Consider the following 15,036-nt stretch of genomic DNA (forward strand, 5'->3'; position numbering starts at 1 on the left):
ATCCCCGCTACGGCGATGGCGCTATTCGGCTTCGATGCCGGCGGCCTTCACGATGCGGCCCCACTTCTGCGACTCGGCGGTCTGGAACTTCGCCAGTTCTTCGGGCGAGGTGGTGAACACCTCGGTGCCGGTGGGTTCGTAGAAGGCGGTCTTCGCGGCTTCGCTCTTCGCGGCCTTCACCAGCAGCTCGTTGAGCCGCTTGACCACGGCCGGTGGCGTCTTCGCGGGCGCGTAGGCTGCGAACCAGTAGCCCATTTCGTAGCCCTTCACGCCTGCTTCTGAAATGGTGGGCACGTCGGGTGCCAGCGGCGAACGGGCCGCGCTGGAAATGCCCAGCGCGCGCAGCTTGCCGCCCTTGACCTGCGGCAGGCCGGTGGTGGTGTCGGTGATCATCATGTTGATCTGGTTGCCCAGCAGGTCGGTCACCGCGAGCGTGTTGCTCTTGTAGGGCACGTGCAGCAGCTTGATGTCGGCCACCTGCTGCAGCAACTCGCCGGCCATGCGGCTCGAACTGCTGCCGCTGCCGAAGCTGTACTTGCCCGGGTCCTTCTTCGCGAGTGCAATGAACTCGGCCACGCTCTTCGCGGGGAAGGACGGGTTGACCACCATGATCTGCCCGCCCTTGCCGAGCGCGGCGATGGGTGCGTAGTCTTTCACCGGGTCGTAGGGCAGCTTCTTGAACAGGTGCTCGTTGGCCGCGTGCGTGGTGTTGGTGGTGATCAGCACCGTGTAGCCATCGGCAGGTGCCTTGGCCACGCTCTGCGAGGCGATGAAGCCGCTGGCGCCGGCCTTGTTGTCGATGATGACGGCCTGCTTGGTCTCGGTCGCGATCTGGTTGCCGAGCGCGCGCGCGATCTGGTCGGTGGCGGTGCCGGCCGCGAAGGGCACGACGAAGGTGATGGCTTTTTCGGGGAAGGCCTGTGCGTGGCCGAGCAGTGGCGCAAGGGCCAGTGCGGTGGTCAGCACGGTGAGGGGAAATCGTTTCATTGTTTTGTCTCCGGATGGATGGGTAAGGAAAAAAAGGGATGCCGCCGCTACGGCCCTGCCAGCAACGGCTGGAGCGCGCGCGGTATCTGGATCGGCATGTCGAGCAGCAGGAAAGACAACGCCTTGCCGTGCGCATCGAGGTTCAGCGCGTCGTTGACGCCGCCATCGAGCACCGCGTCGAGCACGAAGTTCATCGCATCCAGTTTCGGCAGCACGAAGCGCTGCACCTGCGAGGGCCTGCGATGCCTGAACTGTTCGGCCACACGCTCGGGCGTGAGCTGTTCAAGCAGCAAGGGGTAGAGGTCGGCGTGCCATGCGATGACGCTGATGTTCGAGCGATCGCCCTTGTCGCCGGTGCGGCCGTGAGCGGCGCGGTAGAGCGGCACCTCGATCGTGTCTGTCGTGTTCGTGGTGTCGTTCATGCCAGCGCCTTTGCATCGAGCAGTTCAAAACGCACCGGCACCGCCTCGCGCGGCAACAGGCAAGACAGCGTGTTGAGCCGAGGCGTGAGCGCGGTGCGCACACCGCCGCCGCCTGCGGGCCCGCAGGTGTAGAGCGCCATGACTTCGCGCGCCAGCCGCTCGGCCTGCGCGCGATCGGCATGCGTGGCGGCGACGCGCAGGCGCACGTCGCGCAGGCCGGCATCTGGCAGGCTCGCGAGCGCGCGGCCGGCGTCGTCGCCGAGGATGCTCAGGGCGCCGATGAGGTCGACGCGCAAGGTCAAGCCATCGAGGCGCTTGCGCAGCACATCGGCCGCAAGCCGCGCGCGCGACTCGGCGCGAGGGCCGGCGTAGGAGATTTCCCCCTCGGCCAGCCAGCCGCCTTCATGGCACACATTGACCTTGTAGCGGCCCGGCCGCTCGTGCCCGCGCACGCCCGACAGTTCGACGCGGTCGACACCGGGCAGCGCACGCACCTCGGCATCACCGATGTTCGCGACCACGTCGGGCGTCAGGTAGGCGGCGGGGTCGTGCACTTCGTAGAGCAGTTGCTCCTTCACCGTGGCCTCGCTCACGAGCCCGCCGGTGCCGTCGGACTTGCCGATGACACAACCCCCATCGGCATCGATCTCTGCAATAGGGAAACCCACCGCCTCCAGGCCCGGCACGTCCTTGTAGCCCGGGTCCGCAAAGTAGCCGCCGCATACCTGCGCGCCGCATTCGAGCAAGTGGCCCGCCATGGTGGCGCGGCCCAGCCGGTCCCAGTCGTCGGCGCGCCAGCCGAAGTGCGACATGGCCGGCCCCACGGTGAGCGACGGGTCGGCCACGCGGCCGCACACCACGATCTGCGCGCCTGCATCGAGCGCGGCGGCAATCGGCTCGGCGCCGATGTACGCATTGGCGCTGACCACGCGCAGGCCATCCATCTGCGCGCCCAGTGCCTCGCGCAGCAAAGCGCGGTGCTCGGGGCCGGAAAGATCATCGCCCTCCACCACCGCGATGCGCGGCGCGCCGGCGCCCAGCTCGCGCGCCATGCGGGCGATGTGCCGGGCGGCGGCGCGCGGGTTGGCGGCGCCGAAGTTGCTGACGATGCGGATGCCGTGCGCCAGGCAGCGCGCGAGCACGGGCCGCAGCATGGCGTCGAGCAGCGGCTCGTAGCCGGCCTCGGGATTGTCGCGGCGGCGCAGTTGCGCCAGTGCCAGCGTGCGTTCGGCCAGCGTCTCGAAGATCAGGAAGGCGCGCTGCTCTTTCGGGCCGTTTTGCAGCCGCGCGATGAGCGTGTCGACCACCGGGCCCGCCGCATCGGTGCGGTCGCCCGAGAAGCCGGCGGCGCATCCGATCAACAGCCTGGGCGATTCATTGGGATTCATTGCCGTGCACTGTAGGCAGGCGCCTGTCATCCGTAAAATCGAAAATCCGGATTGATTGATCTGCTTTTCAAATAACGAAGGCCCGTTGATGAGAAAGACGCCCGACCTCTCCACGCGGCAACTGCGCGCCTTTCTTGCGCTGGTGGAGCACCGCAACTTCACGCGGGCGGCGCAGGCCAGCCACCTGTCGCAACCCGCCTTCAGCGCGCTGATTCGCACGCTCGAAGACGCGGTGGGCACGCGCCTGTTCGACCGCGACACGCGCAGCGTGCAGCTCACGCCCGAAGGCCGGCTGTTCGAAGGCTCGGCGCGGCGGCTGCTCGACGACATGGGCAGCGCGATGGGCGACCTGGCCGACCATGTGGAGCGGCGCAAGGGCCGGGTGCACGTGGCCGCCCTGCCCTCGCTCGCGGCCGGCTGGTTGCCGACCGTGTTCGCGGAATTCATGCAGGCCTGGCCGGGCATCCGCATCGACCTGGACGATGCGCTGTCCGACGCCTGCATTGCGCTCGTGCGCAGCGGCCAGGCCGACTTTGCGCTGGCGGCCTCGGGCGCGGGTGCGGCGGCCGACAGCGACCTGCGCGCGCGCAAGCTCTGCACCGACCGCTTTCACCTGGTGTGCCGCGCCGACCATCCGCTGGCGCACGAGCCGCGCCTGACGCTGAAGAAGATCGCGCCGTGGCCCTTCATCCAGATGGCGCGCAACAGCAGCGTGCGGCAGGCGCTCGATGTGGCGGTGCATCCGCAGCGGCTCAACGCGGTGTTCGAGGTGGAGCATCTGGCCACTGTCATGGGACTGGTCGAAGCGGGCCTGGGCATCAGCGTGGTGCCGGCGCTCACGCTGTTCCACTTTCGCCGCGACACGTTGGCCACGCGCCCGTTGCCGCTGCCCGCGCTCACGCGCACGGTGTACCTGGTGCAGCGCCGCGAAGGCAGTCTTTCAGTGGCCGCGCAAACGCTGCACGACCTCATCGTCGAGCGGCTGGGCACGCTGAAGCTCGACTGAAGCACGCGGCCTGTTCAGGTCCGCCGCAATAATGTCCCGTGCCCCCCGATGGCACGGAGACAACGAACAAGAATGGCGGAGACAGACCATGCAGCATGAAGAACAGATCGCCTTGATCCGGCGCGCGCTCGCGCTGATCGAGACCCATGGCAGCGAACGCGGCGAGCCCGGCATCAGCCCGGTGTCGCGCTACCTCGACCCCGAGCGCCACGAACGCGAGGTGGAACGCATCTTTCGCCGCTACCCGCTGGCGCTGTGCCCTTCGGCATCGCTTGCGAAGGCCGGCGACTCTTTTGCCATCGACGTGGCCGGCCTGCCGCTGGTGCTGGTGCGCGGGCAGGACGGCAAGCTCAACGGCTTCGTCAACGCTTGCCGCCATCGCGGTGCGCGGCTGAAGACGCCGGGCCTGTCGAATCAGCGCGCCCTCATCTGCCCGTACCACAGCTGGACCTACGGGCTCGACGGCACGCTGCGCGGCCGGCCCTCGGGCGAAGACTTTCCGCATGCGCCCGCATCGGGCTGCAGCCTGGCGCGCGTGCCGGTGGCCGAGGCATTGGGCTTTGTGTGGGCCATTCCACGCGTGCTGGCCGAGGGTGAAAGCGCCACGCTCGACATCGACACCTGGCTGGGCCGCTTCGGCTGCGACCTGCGCTCATGGGGCTACGACAGTTGGGTGCCGTTTCATGAGCACGCCTTCGACAACGCGGCCAACTGGAAGATTCCGTTCGAGGCCAATCTGGAGACCTATCACTTCCAGTACGCGCACCGCAACAGCATTGCGGCGCTGTTCTACGACAACCTGCTGATGGCCGACCACGACCGGCAGCACCAGCGCCTGTTTCTGCCCAAGCGCAGCATCGAAGCGTTGCGCGCGCAGCCGCAGCACGACTGGCAGGTGGGGCCGCACTCGAACATCATTTACTACTTCTTTCCGGCGACCTTCATCCTGCATGAAGGCGACCACGCCAACGCGTTCACGGTGCTGCCCGAATCGCCGGGCCGCTCGCGCGTGATCGCGAGCACGCTGATTCCGGAACTGCCGAAAACGGAGAAGTCGATCAACTACTGGCGCAAGAACGTCGCGTCGTTCTGGGGTGCGCTCGACGAAGACTTTGCGCTCGGTGTGTCGTCGCAATCGACGCTGGCCAGCGGCGCGCAGTCTTCGCTGTACTTCGGCGCCACCGAGTGGTGCTCGGCGAAGTTTCATGCGGATGTGGAGGCGGCGCTCGCATAGAGCGCGCCCACCCACATCGCGCGGATCAGGCCGTTGCGTTGCCTTCGGCCGCCGTCGCAGCAGCGGCGGCCTCTGCCATCGCGGCTCGCGCCGTCGGGTTCGGCGTGGGCTCGCCGATCTTGCGCAGCGTGTTGCGGTCGGTGTGGCGAAAGGGCTCTGGCTTGCCGCGAACGCTCATCAGCGTTTCCTGCTCGTACGACCAACTGCCGTCGTCATGGATCGTCACGGCGATGTTGTAGCTGAGCGTCTTGAACGCATGCTCCAGGAAGGGGTTCGACAGGATGCCGTTGGTCTCGGCGCCGCGAATCGCTTCAAGCTTGAAAGACTTCGCATCGGGCTGCGCATGCCCCATGGCCATGGCGGTCTGGCCGCGCGGGATCGACAGCGTCTGGATCAGCGTGCCCGTGGCGGCCTCCCACAGCCAGTAGCCGACCTGGTCGTGAAAGCTCTCGACCTCGTCCGGCTTCACGATGCGCACGTGATAGCGCAGCCCGTAGAAGATTTGCGGCCCGTTGGTCTGTGCATCGATGGGCTGGAACTCGGCGTGCTCGATGTAGACCGAGGTTTCGGGGCCCTCGGCCTTGGGGGCGACGTCCTTGCCGGCGGCGCTGGTCCAGATACCGGCCAGGCCGGTCAGCGGGCCCAGGTTGTTCAGCGTGTAGGGGTCGGGCTCGGCTTCCGTGTAGATGTCTTCGGGATATTCACTCATGGGGGTCCTCCTGGAATTCTGGCGCCCGAAGTATCACCGGTCGAGGCGTATGCCGACCTTGGCGATGATCGCGCCCCACTTGCGGCCTTCGCTGTCGATGAAGGTCTTGAACTCTTCCGGCGAACTGCCGCCCGGCACCAGCCCCTGGTTGGCCAGCAGCTCGCGCACGGCCGGCTCCTGCAGCACCGTGTTGACGTCGGCATTGATGCGCTGCACCACCTCGGGCGGCGTGCCGCTGGCGGTGAAGAAGCCGTTCCATGCCAGCGACTCGAAGCCGGGGTAGCCCGACTCGGCCACGGTGGGCAGGTCTTTCATCAGCTCGGAGCGCGTGGCGCTGGTGACGGCGATGAGCTTCACGCGCTGGCCCTGGATCAACGGCAGCAGCGCGGGCGCAACCGTGAACAGCGCCTGCGTATCGCCCGCCGCCACCGACAGCCCCGCGGGCGGCGAGCCCGAATAGGGAACGTGCACCGCCTCGATGCCCGCCACGCTGCGAAGCAGCTCCATCGTGAGGTGCGACGAGCTGCCCGCCCCCACCGAGGCATAGCTGAACCGGTGGCCCTGTTTCTTCGCCCAGGCCACGAACTCGGGCAGCGTGTTCGCCGGATTGCTGGCCTGCACCGCCAGCACATTGGGCTGCGAGGTCGTGAGCACGATCGGTATGAGGTCGCGTGCCGGCGCGTAGGGCATGCGCGCGTACATGTAGGGGCCGAAGGCAATCGGCCCGTTGAAGCCGATGCCCAGCGTGTAGCCGTCGTGCGGCGCCCTGGCCACCGCCTCCATGCCGATCAAGCCGCCGGCGCCGGCCTTGGTCTCGATCACCACGGGCTGCTTCCACATCACGCGCAACCGGTCGGCCAGCGTGCGCGCGATCACGTCGAGCGAGCTGCCGGCCGGCGCGGGCACGATCACGCGCACGGGTTTCGACGGCCACGCCTGCGCGCTCGCGCCGGCGGCAAGCAGGCTGGCGAGCAGGAAGGTGGCGAGCTTGTTCTTCTTCACTTCGGTCTTTCGGTGGGCACGGGTGGGGTTCGCGCAAAGTTTTATCACCGTTCTTACACCTCCCGCGGCGCGGGCCCGGTCAGGTGGTGGTTCGCCCCGGCCGGGCCGCCCCTGCGCAAGCTCGGTGTTCGTTGCAAACTGAAGCACTACATCGAAATGGCCGCGCTGTCCGAGGCAATCCCCAATGAGACCGCGCAGGCATGAAATGAATCCGAAAGGCTTCCAGAGCCATTCCGATGGGGTCATGGCTTTAACCACTTCGGGAACATGCCGATTTCGCGGGGACTTCAAACCGTCGCGACATCGCGGCAAGATGCGCTTCCGCCGATTCTTGCGTCACCCCGATCCGCTGAAGGAGCTTGCCCATGTTCGCCACGCCCGAACGCACCATCAAGACCCCCGGCCCCGACCACCCGATCGCCATTGCGCGCAATCCGCTGCGCGTGGTGGTGTCGGTCGACGGCATCGTCATCGCCGACACGCGCGACGCGCTGACACTGCGCGAAGCGCACTTCGGAACCGTGCACTACATCCCCCGCAAGGACGTGAAGATGTCCCTGCTGGAACGCACGTCGCATGCAACCTATTGCCCCTACAAGGGCGAGTGCAACTACTACAGCATTCCGGCCGGCGGCGAACGCTCGGTGAATGCGGTGTGGACCTACGAGTCGCCTTACGGTCCGGTCGCGCAGATCAAGGACCACGTGGCCTTCTATCCCGATCGCGTAGGACCGATCGAAGAGCGCGTGCACTAGCAGCCGAAGAAAGCTTCGGCGACACCGGTCCAGCACAGGCGGCTGGACTCACCATGTGGAGAATGGCATCGGCAACCATCCTCCACATCCATGAACATTCGACTCGCACTCTACGAACTGGCCCAGGCCCATCGACTGACGCAGCCGCGGATGCATGCGCTGTTCGCGCTCGCGGAACTCGATGCGCCGCCGCCGCACCTGGCCCAGCGTTTCTGGCGCACGGTCGCGCTGCTTGCCGCCGGGCTCGGCGGCTTCGGCCTGGTGATGTGGGTGGCGGCCAACTGGGGCGCGCTGGGCCGCACCGGGCAGTTCGCACTGCTGCAGGGTTGGGTGCTGCTGACCGCGCTGGCGGCCTGGCGTAGCGCGGCACTGCGAACACCGATGGGCCTGCTGTGCCTGCTGGGCACGGGTGCACTGTTTGCCTACTACGGCCAGACCTACCAGACCGGTGCCGATGCGTGGCAGTTGTTCGCGCTGTGGGCCGTGCTCACCCTGCCGCTGTGCCTGGGCGTGCGTAGCGACGTGCTGTGGTTTCCGTGGGTAATCGTGGCTTGCAGCGCGATCAGCCTCTGGGCCTATACGCACACAGGGCACCGCTGGCGAACCGGCAATCAGGACCTGCCGATTCATCTGGCGAGCTGGGCGTTGGGCGCACTGCTCGTGGTTGCGCTGAGCCCATGGGCGCAACGCTGGGTCGGAACGGCGCAATGGTCGCGCCGGCTGGCCTTGCTGGTCATGGCCGTGACCGTGACGCTGGCCGCGCTGGCGGGCCTGTTCTTTCGCTCCGAAGGCGGGCCCCACTACGTTCTGGGCTTTGCGCTGATGGGTGGCGCCACAGGCCTGCTGATGCAGCAGCGCTGGTTCGACATCGTGGGCCTGAGCGTCGCGGTGCTGTGCGTCGACACCCTGCTGGTCGCCGGCCTCGTGCGCATTCTTTTCCACAGCAGCAGTGGCAGTGACATCGGCCGGCTGCTGCTGACCGGGCTCGCGGCCGCGGGGATATTGGCGGTGTCGGTGGGCTGGGTCATGCGACGGCAGACCGCCGTGCTGGCGGCCGCGCAGCAAGACGGAGCCGCCGCATGACCGCAGCACCATCCCCACTCATGCAACGCGCGATCGACGATGGCCTGCTGCCGCCAGACGCGCAATGGCCCAAGGACGATTCGCGCCCCTGGCCGGTGCTGCTGCTGACCGCGCTCGGCGCCTGGCTGGCCGTGCTGCCGCTGCTGGGCGCCGTGGCCCTGACCTTCGGCAGCGCGCTGCTGAAACAAGGCCCTGCCCTGTACATCTTCGGCCTCATCCTGCTGGCGGCCAGCGTGCTCATCCTGCGCCAGCGCGGCCTGGCGCTGTTCGTCGAACAGTTGTGCCTGCCAGCCATGGTGCTGGGCCTGTGCTGCCTGGGATGGGCGCTGTTCCGCGACAACACGGTCTTTGCCGCTGCGCTGGGCATGTGCGCCGTCAGCCTGGTGCTGGCCTGGCTCACGCCCTTGCACTGGCTGCGCGCTCTGCTGGGCCTGATGCTGGGCGTGTTCCTGATCGTCGCCGCCATGGCCTGGCCGAACGGCAACAAGGCCTTCTGGGATCTGGTGTGGCTCGAGCGCTTCCGCTGGACGTGGTGGCTCTACGCCCATATCGGCCTGGCCGTGTGGCTGCTGGTGCTGTACCTGCTGCCGCGGCTGGCGAGCGCGCGCACCGCCAGCCTGCTGACCAGCCTGGCCGATGGCTGGTGCGTGCAGCTCTTGCTGACGCTGGTGCTGCTGTCGGGTGCCACCTTCATGCTGGGTGGCATGGTCCCGGGCGCCGACATGGGGCAGGAACTGGTCGGCGTCAACGCCGTATCGGGCATGGGCGCCAAGCTGCAGATCCTGGTGTCGGTGCTGTGCGCGGTGGGTGCGGCCGTGCTGCTGGGCCGTTGCTGGCCGGCGCTGCGGCAGATGCCCGTGCTCGGCCTTGGCGTGGCTGTGTTGCTGGCGGTGCTGTGCGGCTTCGTGCCGAACCTCGGCGCGGTCTGCCTCTGCGCTGCGGCACTGGCCGTCACGCGGCGCTGGCGGCTCGCCGCGCTGGGTTGCGCGGCGGCGCTGTGGATCGTGGGCAGCTTCTACTACCAGCTCACGTGGCCGCTGGCGGACAAGGCACTGCTGCTGGTCGCGATCGGTGCCGCGCTGGGCGCGCTGGCCTGGTTGGCGTCGCGCAGCAATGCGTCATCCGCCGATGCAGCCGGCGCTGCGCCCATCGCGCCCGTCACCGGCGTCTGGTGGAAGAACAAGCAGCTCGCGGGCATCGTGCTGGCAGGCGTGGCCACACTGGTGGTGGCCAACATCGCGATCTTCCAGAAAGAGAACACCATCCGCAACGGCCAGCCCGTGTTCGTTCGACTGGCGCCGGTCGATCCGCGCTCGCTCATGCAGGGCGACTACATGCAACTGAACTTCGCGCTGCCCGACCGCTTGCGCTGGGGCGACCACGACAACGGCGACCAGCGGCCCACCGTGCTGGTGCGGCCCAATCCGGCCGTGCCGTCAACCTATACGCTGCATGTGCCCGCTGCCGGTGAGCAGAAGGAGGCCGCCGACCTCGAAGTACCGCTCAGCGCGAAAAACGGCGGCTGGGTCTTCGTGACCGATGCATGGTTCTTCAAGGAAGGCGATGCGGAACGCTTCACGCATGCGCGCTACGGCGAGTTCCGCATCCTGCCCAACGGCTCGGCCCTGCTGGTGGGCATGGCGGATGAGCAGTTGCGGCCGATTCGCTAGCGCTGCGCGCCGCGCCGCAGCCTCAATCGAGCAGCACGCCGCCCAGCACCGTGCTGACGATGCTCTCGAGCGCCTTGTCGTAGTGCGCGGCGCTCATCTTCTTCACCTGCAGCACCGCGTTCACGATGGGCTCGTAGTCGGCATAGAACTGGGTCGAGGCCCAGAGCAGAAACAGAAAGTGCTGCGGGTCGATCTGGCGGATCTTCTTGGCGGCCATCCAGGCCTCGAAGACCTCGATGCTCGCGGCCGTGCTCCTGGCGATGTGCGCGCGGTCCGCCGCTGACAGGAAGGCACCGCCGCGCACCACTTCGTTGGCGAAGAGCCGCGCCTCCAGCGGGTTCTTGCGGCCCAGCTTCAGCTTGGCTTCGACATACGCGCGCAATGCCACGGCGGGCTCGGTCTCGACCTTGAGGATGCGCAGCGCGCTGTCCCACTCTTCCAGCAGCGGCGCGAAGGTGGCGCTGTACAGCTCTTCCTTGGTCGCGTAGTAGTAGTAGACGTTGGCCTTGGGCAGGCCCGCGACGGTGGCGATCTCGGCGATGCGTGCGCCGTCGAAGCCCTTGGCCGCGAACACCTCGCTGGCCGCTTTCAGGATCTTGCGTTTGTTGCCCGCCCTGATCTCTCTGTCCGCGGTGGTTTCCGGCGTCGTGGATGGTGCAGGTTTGGTGTCGCGCATGGGCAATGGTGTCACTTTTTACCGGGAACAAATTCTAGGGGGCGCCTTGCGGGCAGCGGGAAATCACCTAGCAAAAATTTCTGACCAACTCGTCAGTTTATTCTTTAGAATTTCCTGACGAACTGGTCAGTTTTTAGCGTTTGAATGTACTCCATGCCCCAAACCCTGCGCACCGCCCTGCAAGAAACACTGACGGACTGGCCCGCCGATCTGCCCGATGCATGGCGTGCAGTTCTCGCTGACGTGCAGCTTGATTTCGATGGCGTCGATGCAGCCCTGGCGCTGGAAGCCTGGGAGCCCATCTTCCCGGCGCGCAAGGCCCGTCGCCTGCCCGGCATGCCCGCCGGCGCGCACATGCTCAAGGCCTTCGACAGCGTGGCGCCTTCGCAGGTGCGTTGCGTGGTGCTGGGGCAAGACCCGTATCCATCGATCGACATTGCCACCGGCCGCGCCTTCGAGGTCGGCAACGTGGCCGAGTGGCGCGAACTCGACAAGATGTTCACCAGGAGCATCCGCGCCTGGGTGCAGATGGTGGCCGAGGCGCGCACCGGCGATGCCCGCTATGGCGGCGCCTTCGCCAACTGGCCGCACACGTTGCAGGCGCTCGAATCGGGCGCGCTGCCCTTCGAATCGCCCGCGACCTTGAGCGACCGCTGGTGCGAACAAGGCGTGCTGCTGCTCAACACCTCCTTCACGCTCAGCCGTTTCCAAGTCGGCATCGACCCGCACCAGTCCCACGGCCATCTGGTGCTGTGGAAGCCACTGATCGATGCAGTGCTCAACCACCTGCTGGAGCGTGACGAGCCATTGGTCTTCATGGGCTTCGGTGCCTCCGCCGCGCAGGCCCTGCAATCGGCCGGCGTGGTCGAGGGCCGCCGCCGCAACGTCGCCTGCATCCTGCGCGAACACCCCGCCAGCGCCGACGCGGTGCTCGCTCTGCCCAACCCCTTTGCACTGTGCAACGCCTATCTCGCGGAGATGGGCGGCGCTCCCCTGAACTGGTGACTTCTTTCATGAACGACGCGAACGACTACGACTACATCATCGTGGGCGCGGGCTCCGCAGGCTGCGCCCTCGCCGCACGGCTCAGCGCCCGCCCCGCCACGCGCGTGCTGCTGCTCGAAGCGGGTGGCAAGGACTCCAACCCGCTGTTCCGCCTGCCGATGCTGATGGGCAAGCTGTTCCAGTCCGGCATCTACAACTGGCACTTCCACACCGAGCCCGAGCCCAACCTCAACGGCCGCAAGCTCTACTGGCCGCGCGGCAAGGTGCTGGGCGGCACGTCGACCATCAACGGAATGATCTATGTGCGCGGCGGCAAGCAGGACTACGACGGCTGGGCCGCCATGGGCAACCCCGGCTGGTCGTACAAGGACGTGCTGCCGGCCTTCAAGCGCTCCGAAGGCCACATCCAGCGCGAAGGCGTGTTCCACAACACCCAGGGCGAGCTGACGGTGTGCCGCGCGCGCGGCTGGAATGCCTTGCTCGACGTGTTCTGCGAAGCGGGCAAGCAGGCCGGCTACCCGCTGAACGACGACTTCAACGGCCCCACCCAACTGGGCTTCGGGCGCTACGACTTCACCATCAAGAAGGGCAAGCGCTGGTCCACGTCGTTCGCCTTTTTGCGGCCGGCGCTCAAGCGCAGCAACCTCAAGGTCGTCACGCGCGCCCTCACGCACAAGGTGATCGTCGAGAAGTCGAAGGCCGTGGGCGTGGCGTACGAAGTCCAGGGCCAGATGCGCACCGTGCGCGCCCGCAAGGAAGTGATTCTTTGCGCCGGTGTCGTCGGCTCGCCGCATCTGCTGATGCTGTCCGGCATCGGCCCGCGTGCCGAACTGGAGACGCACGACATTCCGGTGCTCAAAGCCCTGCCCGGCGTGGGCGGCAACCTGCAGGACCACGTGGACTGCGTCATGGCCTACGAATGCAAGCAGCCCGTCACGCTCTACAAGGACCTGCGCTTCGACAAGATCGCGTTCTCGGTCGTGCAGGGCATGCTGTTCGGCGAAGGCATCACCACCACCTTTCCCTACGAGGCCGGCGCCTTCATCAAGACCTCGCCCGAGCTTGCGAACCCCGATGTGCAACTGCACTTCATGCCCGCGCTGGAAAAAACAGCCAACCTGTATTTTCCGAACCCGTTCAAGAAGACCAGCATCGAGGCCAAGCACGGCTTCACGCTGCGCGTGGGGCCGGTCAACCCCGACAGCAAGGGCCGCATTCGCCTGCGCTCGGGTCGCCCGACCGACGCACCGCTGATCCAGCCCAACTACCTGGACACCGACTTCGACCGCAAGACCATGGTCAATGCGATCCGCGCGACGCGCCAGGTCATCGACCAACCCGCGTTCGATGCCTACCGCGGCAAGGAGATCGCACCCGGCCCTGAAAAGCAGAGCGATGAAGAGCTGATGGCCTGGCTGCGCGCCACCGCCATGACGACCTTCCACCCGGTCGGCACCTGCAAGATGGGCAACGACGACATGGCGGTGGTCGACCATCGCCTGAAGGTGCACGGCATCGCCAACCTGCGCGTGGCCGACGCTTCGATCATGCCGGTCATCTCCAGCGGCAACACCAATGCACCGGCCATCATGATCGGCGAGAAGTGCGCCGAATTCATCCTGGCCGGCCAGTAGATCCACAGGACAGAAAGAGCACTTGATGATCATCGAACACCGCCTCTATACCTTCCGCCCCGGCACCATCGACCAGTGGCGCGAGAAGTACGAACGCGAGGGCCTGCCGGTGCAGAAACGGCACCTGAACAAGTTCGTGGGCCTCTATGTTTCGGAAATCGGCCGCCTGCACACCACGGTGCTGATCTGGGCCTACGACAGCCTTGCCGACCGCGAGGCCCGGCGCGCCGCGATGTATGCCGACCCCGACTGGCAGTCCTTCATCAAGAGCGTGTGGGCGCTGGACGCCATCCAGAGCCAGGACGTGATGATCATGAATCCCGCACCCAGCTCGCCCACGCCCTGAGTTCCTTGTCTCCCCGCAAGTTCGCCCGTTCTTCAACCCCAGAGATATCCGCATGACAACCAACGCCACCTCTCGCGCCGCCAACCCACGCCGGCAGATTCTGAAAGCTGCAGCCAGCCTGAGCGGTGTGGCCATGGCCAGCGCGCTCTTTCCGTTGATCGCCAACGCCAAGGGCGGGCTGATCGCGCTGGTGCACACGCAGGCCGCGGGCGATGCCAGCGCGGTCGACGCGATGATTGCGCGCCTGAAGCTGCTGGGCAAGGAAACGGGCATGCAGACCCGCGCGATCTACGCCAAGGACCCGTCGACCTACGAGACCATCTTCCGCACGCTGGGCGATGCCGGCGCGGCCGTCATCGTGTCGACCTTCAACGAGGTCACCGAGCCCTTCAAGGCGCTCGCGCCCAAGTACCCGAAGACGCAGTGGCTGCAACTGTTCGGCGACGAGATGAAGCCGGCCATCGCGAACGTGACGACCGTCTCGTATGACTACTACCTGGGCACCTACCTGGCCGGCATCTTTGCGGGGCGCATGTCGACCACCGGCAAGATCGGCTTCATCGGCGGCATGTCGATCCCGCCGCTGAATGCGGACTTCAACGCCTTCAAGGCCGGCGTGCTGTCGGTGCGCAAGGGCGCCACCGTCACGGTGGCCTTCGCGGGCTCGTTCCAGGACCCGGTGAAGGGCCGAGAGATCGCCACGCAGATGTACAACAGCGGCATCGACTTCATCCAGACCGATGCCGCCGCCACCGACGCGGGCATCATCGCTGCCGCCAACGACAAGCCCGGCCGCCTCGTGAGCTGCCTCGACCCGGCGCAGTATCCGCAGGGCACCAAGTCGCTGATCTCCATCGTCAGCCTGCACTTCGGCAAGTCGCTGTACGACGAAGCCTCGCGCATCATGAAGGCTGGCAAGGGCGGCTCGCACCTGCACACCGGCCTGGGCACCGGCGTCGTCGCGCTCGAACTCTCGCCGCTGTTCCAGAAGGACGGCGACAAGGCGGTCGCGGCCAAGGCCGAAGCGACGATGGCCGAGATCCGCACCGCGCAGGCGGCCATCCTCAGCGGCGCGCTGAAGGTGCCGTTCAACACCGTCCTTTGATTCTTCCGGCTGCA

15 protein-coding genes are annotated in these 15,036 nt (G+C 66.8%); 9 read left to right on the forward strand and 6 right to left on the reverse strand.

The genetic code is table 11. The features are described 5' to 3' along the window. Positions 1–21 precede the first annotated feature (21 nt). The 3 genes from ACSFB7_RS02825 to ACSFB7_RS02835 are packed head-to-tail and all read right to left on the reverse strand — an operon-like array spanning position 22 to position 2,797. Positions 22–987, reverse strand: coding sequence for a Bug family tripartite tricarboxylate transporter substrate binding protein (locus ACSFB7_RS02825; protein ID WP_435466841.1), 966 nt, complete (start codon positions 985–987; stop codon positions 22–24). A gap of 47 nt (positions 988–1,034) precedes the next feature. Then, the gene (locus ACSFB7_RS02830; RefSeq protein WP_435466843.1) at positions 1,035–1,409 is read right to left on the reverse strand and encodes an AtuA-related protein; all 375 of its coding nucleotides are present in this window, start codon (positions 1,407–1,409) and stop codon (positions 1,035–1,037) included. Continuing rightward, positions 1,406–2,797, reverse strand: coding sequence for an acyclic terpene utilization AtuA family protein (locus ACSFB7_RS02835; RefSeq protein ID WP_435466845.1), 1,392 nt, complete (start codon positions 2,795–2,797; stop codon positions 1,406–1,408). The genes ACSFB7_RS02830 and ACSFB7_RS02835 overlap by 4 nt, the downstream gene beginning before the upstream one ends. Before the next feature lie 88 nt (positions 2,798–2,885). Between ACSFB7_RS02835 and ACSFB7_RS02840 the strand changes: the two genes are divergently transcribed. Then, the gene (locus ACSFB7_RS02840; protein ID WP_435466847.1) at positions 2,886–3,803 is read left to right on the forward strand and encodes a LysR family transcriptional regulator; all 918 of its coding nucleotides are present in this window, start codon (positions 2,886–2,888) and stop codon (positions 3,801–3,803) included. A gap of 88 nt (positions 3,804–3,891) precedes the next feature. Next, positions 3,892–5,037, forward strand: a complete 1,146-nt coding sequence (locus tag ACSFB7_RS02845; RefSeq protein ID WP_435466849.1) for an aromatic ring-hydroxylating oxygenase subunit alpha — start codon at positions 3,892–3,894, stop codon at positions 5,035–5,037. A gap of 25 nt (positions 5,038–5,062) precedes the next feature. On the opposite strand, the gene ACSFB7_RS02850 is transcribed toward ACSFB7_RS02845, so the two are convergent. Both ACSFB7_RS02850 and ACSFB7_RS02855 read right to left on the reverse strand, forming a co-directional pair. Next, positions 5,063–5,746 (reverse strand): FABP family protein, encoded by a 684-nt coding sequence (locus ACSFB7_RS02850; protein WP_435466851.1) that lies wholly within the window; start codon positions 5,744–5,746, stop codon positions 5,063–5,065. A gap of 33 nt (positions 5,747–5,779) precedes the next feature. Further along, on the reverse strand, positions 5,780–6,748 hold the full coding sequence (locus tag ACSFB7_RS02855) for a Bug family tripartite tricarboxylate transporter substrate binding protein (protein WP_435466853.1): 969 nt from the start codon (positions 6,746–6,748) through the stop codon (positions 5,780–5,782). Positions 6,749–7,113: 365 nt separating this feature from the next. Here ACSFB7_RS02855 and ACSFB7_RS02860 point away from each other — a divergent pair, with 365 nt between their 5' ends. From ACSFB7_RS02860 to ACSFB7_RS02870, 3 genes are all read left to right on the forward strand, one after another. Beyond that, the gene (locus ACSFB7_RS02860) at positions 7,114–7,503 is read left to right on the forward strand and encodes a DUF427 domain-containing protein (RefSeq protein WP_435466855.1); all 390 of its coding nucleotides are present in this window, start codon (positions 7,114–7,116) and stop codon (positions 7,501–7,503) included. Between the two features lie 90 nt (positions 7,504–7,593). Beyond that, positions 7,594–8,586, forward strand: a complete 993-nt coding sequence (locus tag ACSFB7_RS02865; RefSeq protein ID WP_435466857.1) for a DUF2157 domain-containing protein — start codon at positions 7,594–7,596, stop codon at positions 8,584–8,586. Beyond that, positions 8,583–10,256 (forward strand): GDYXXLXY domain-containing protein, encoded by a 1,674-nt coding sequence (locus ACSFB7_RS02870; RefSeq protein ID WP_435466859.1) that lies wholly within the window; start codon positions 8,583–8,585, stop codon positions 10,254–10,256. Before ACSFB7_RS02865 ends, ACSFB7_RS02870 begins: the two co-directional genes overlap by 4 nt. 22 nt (positions 10,257–10,278) lie before the next feature. Here the strand turns inward: ACSFB7_RS02870 and ACSFB7_RS02875 are convergent, their stop codons facing one another. Continuing rightward, entirely contained in the window at positions 10,279–10,932 is a 654-nt protein-coding gene (locus ACSFB7_RS02875; protein WP_435466861.1) for a TetR/AcrR family transcriptional regulator, read from the reverse strand. Between the two features lie 153 nt (positions 10,933–11,085). Here ACSFB7_RS02875 and ACSFB7_RS02880 point away from each other — a divergent pair, with 153 nt between their 5' ends. From ACSFB7_RS02880 to ACSFB7_RS02895, 4 genes are read left to right on the forward strand one after another with little or no spacing between them, the layout of a single operon-like run. Then, positions 11,086–11,937: a uracil-DNA glycosylase family protein gene (locus ACSFB7_RS02880; protein WP_435466863.1), complete on the forward strand. Its 852-nt coding sequence runs from the start codon at positions 11,086–11,088 to the stop codon at positions 11,935–11,937. An 8-nt stretch (positions 11,938–11,945) separates the two neighbouring features. Next, positions 11,946–13,571, forward strand: a complete 1,626-nt coding sequence (locus ACSFB7_RS02885; RefSeq protein WP_435466865.1) for a GMC family oxidoreductase — start codon at positions 11,946–11,948, stop codon at positions 13,569–13,571. A 25-nt stretch (positions 13,572–13,596) separates the two neighbouring features. Further along, positions 13,597–13,917 carry an NIPSNAP family protein gene (locus ACSFB7_RS02890; RefSeq protein ID WP_435466867.1) on the forward strand — a complete coding sequence of 107 codons (321 nt, stop codon included), beginning with the start codon at positions 13,597–13,599 and terminating at the stop codon, positions 13,915–13,917. 52 nt (positions 13,918–13,969) lie between these two features. Then, a complete protein-coding gene (locus ACSFB7_RS02895) occupies positions 13,970–15,022 on the forward strand; it encodes a BMP family ABC transporter substrate-binding protein (protein WP_435466869.1) in 1,053 nt (350 codons plus the stop codon). The last annotated feature ends 14 nt before the right edge of the window (positions 15,023–15,036 follow it).

The organism is Variovorax raffinosi (genome assembly GCF_051216615.1).
Lineage (GTDB): Bacteria > Pseudomonadota > Gammaproteobacteria > Burkholderiales > Burkholderiaceae_C > Variovorax.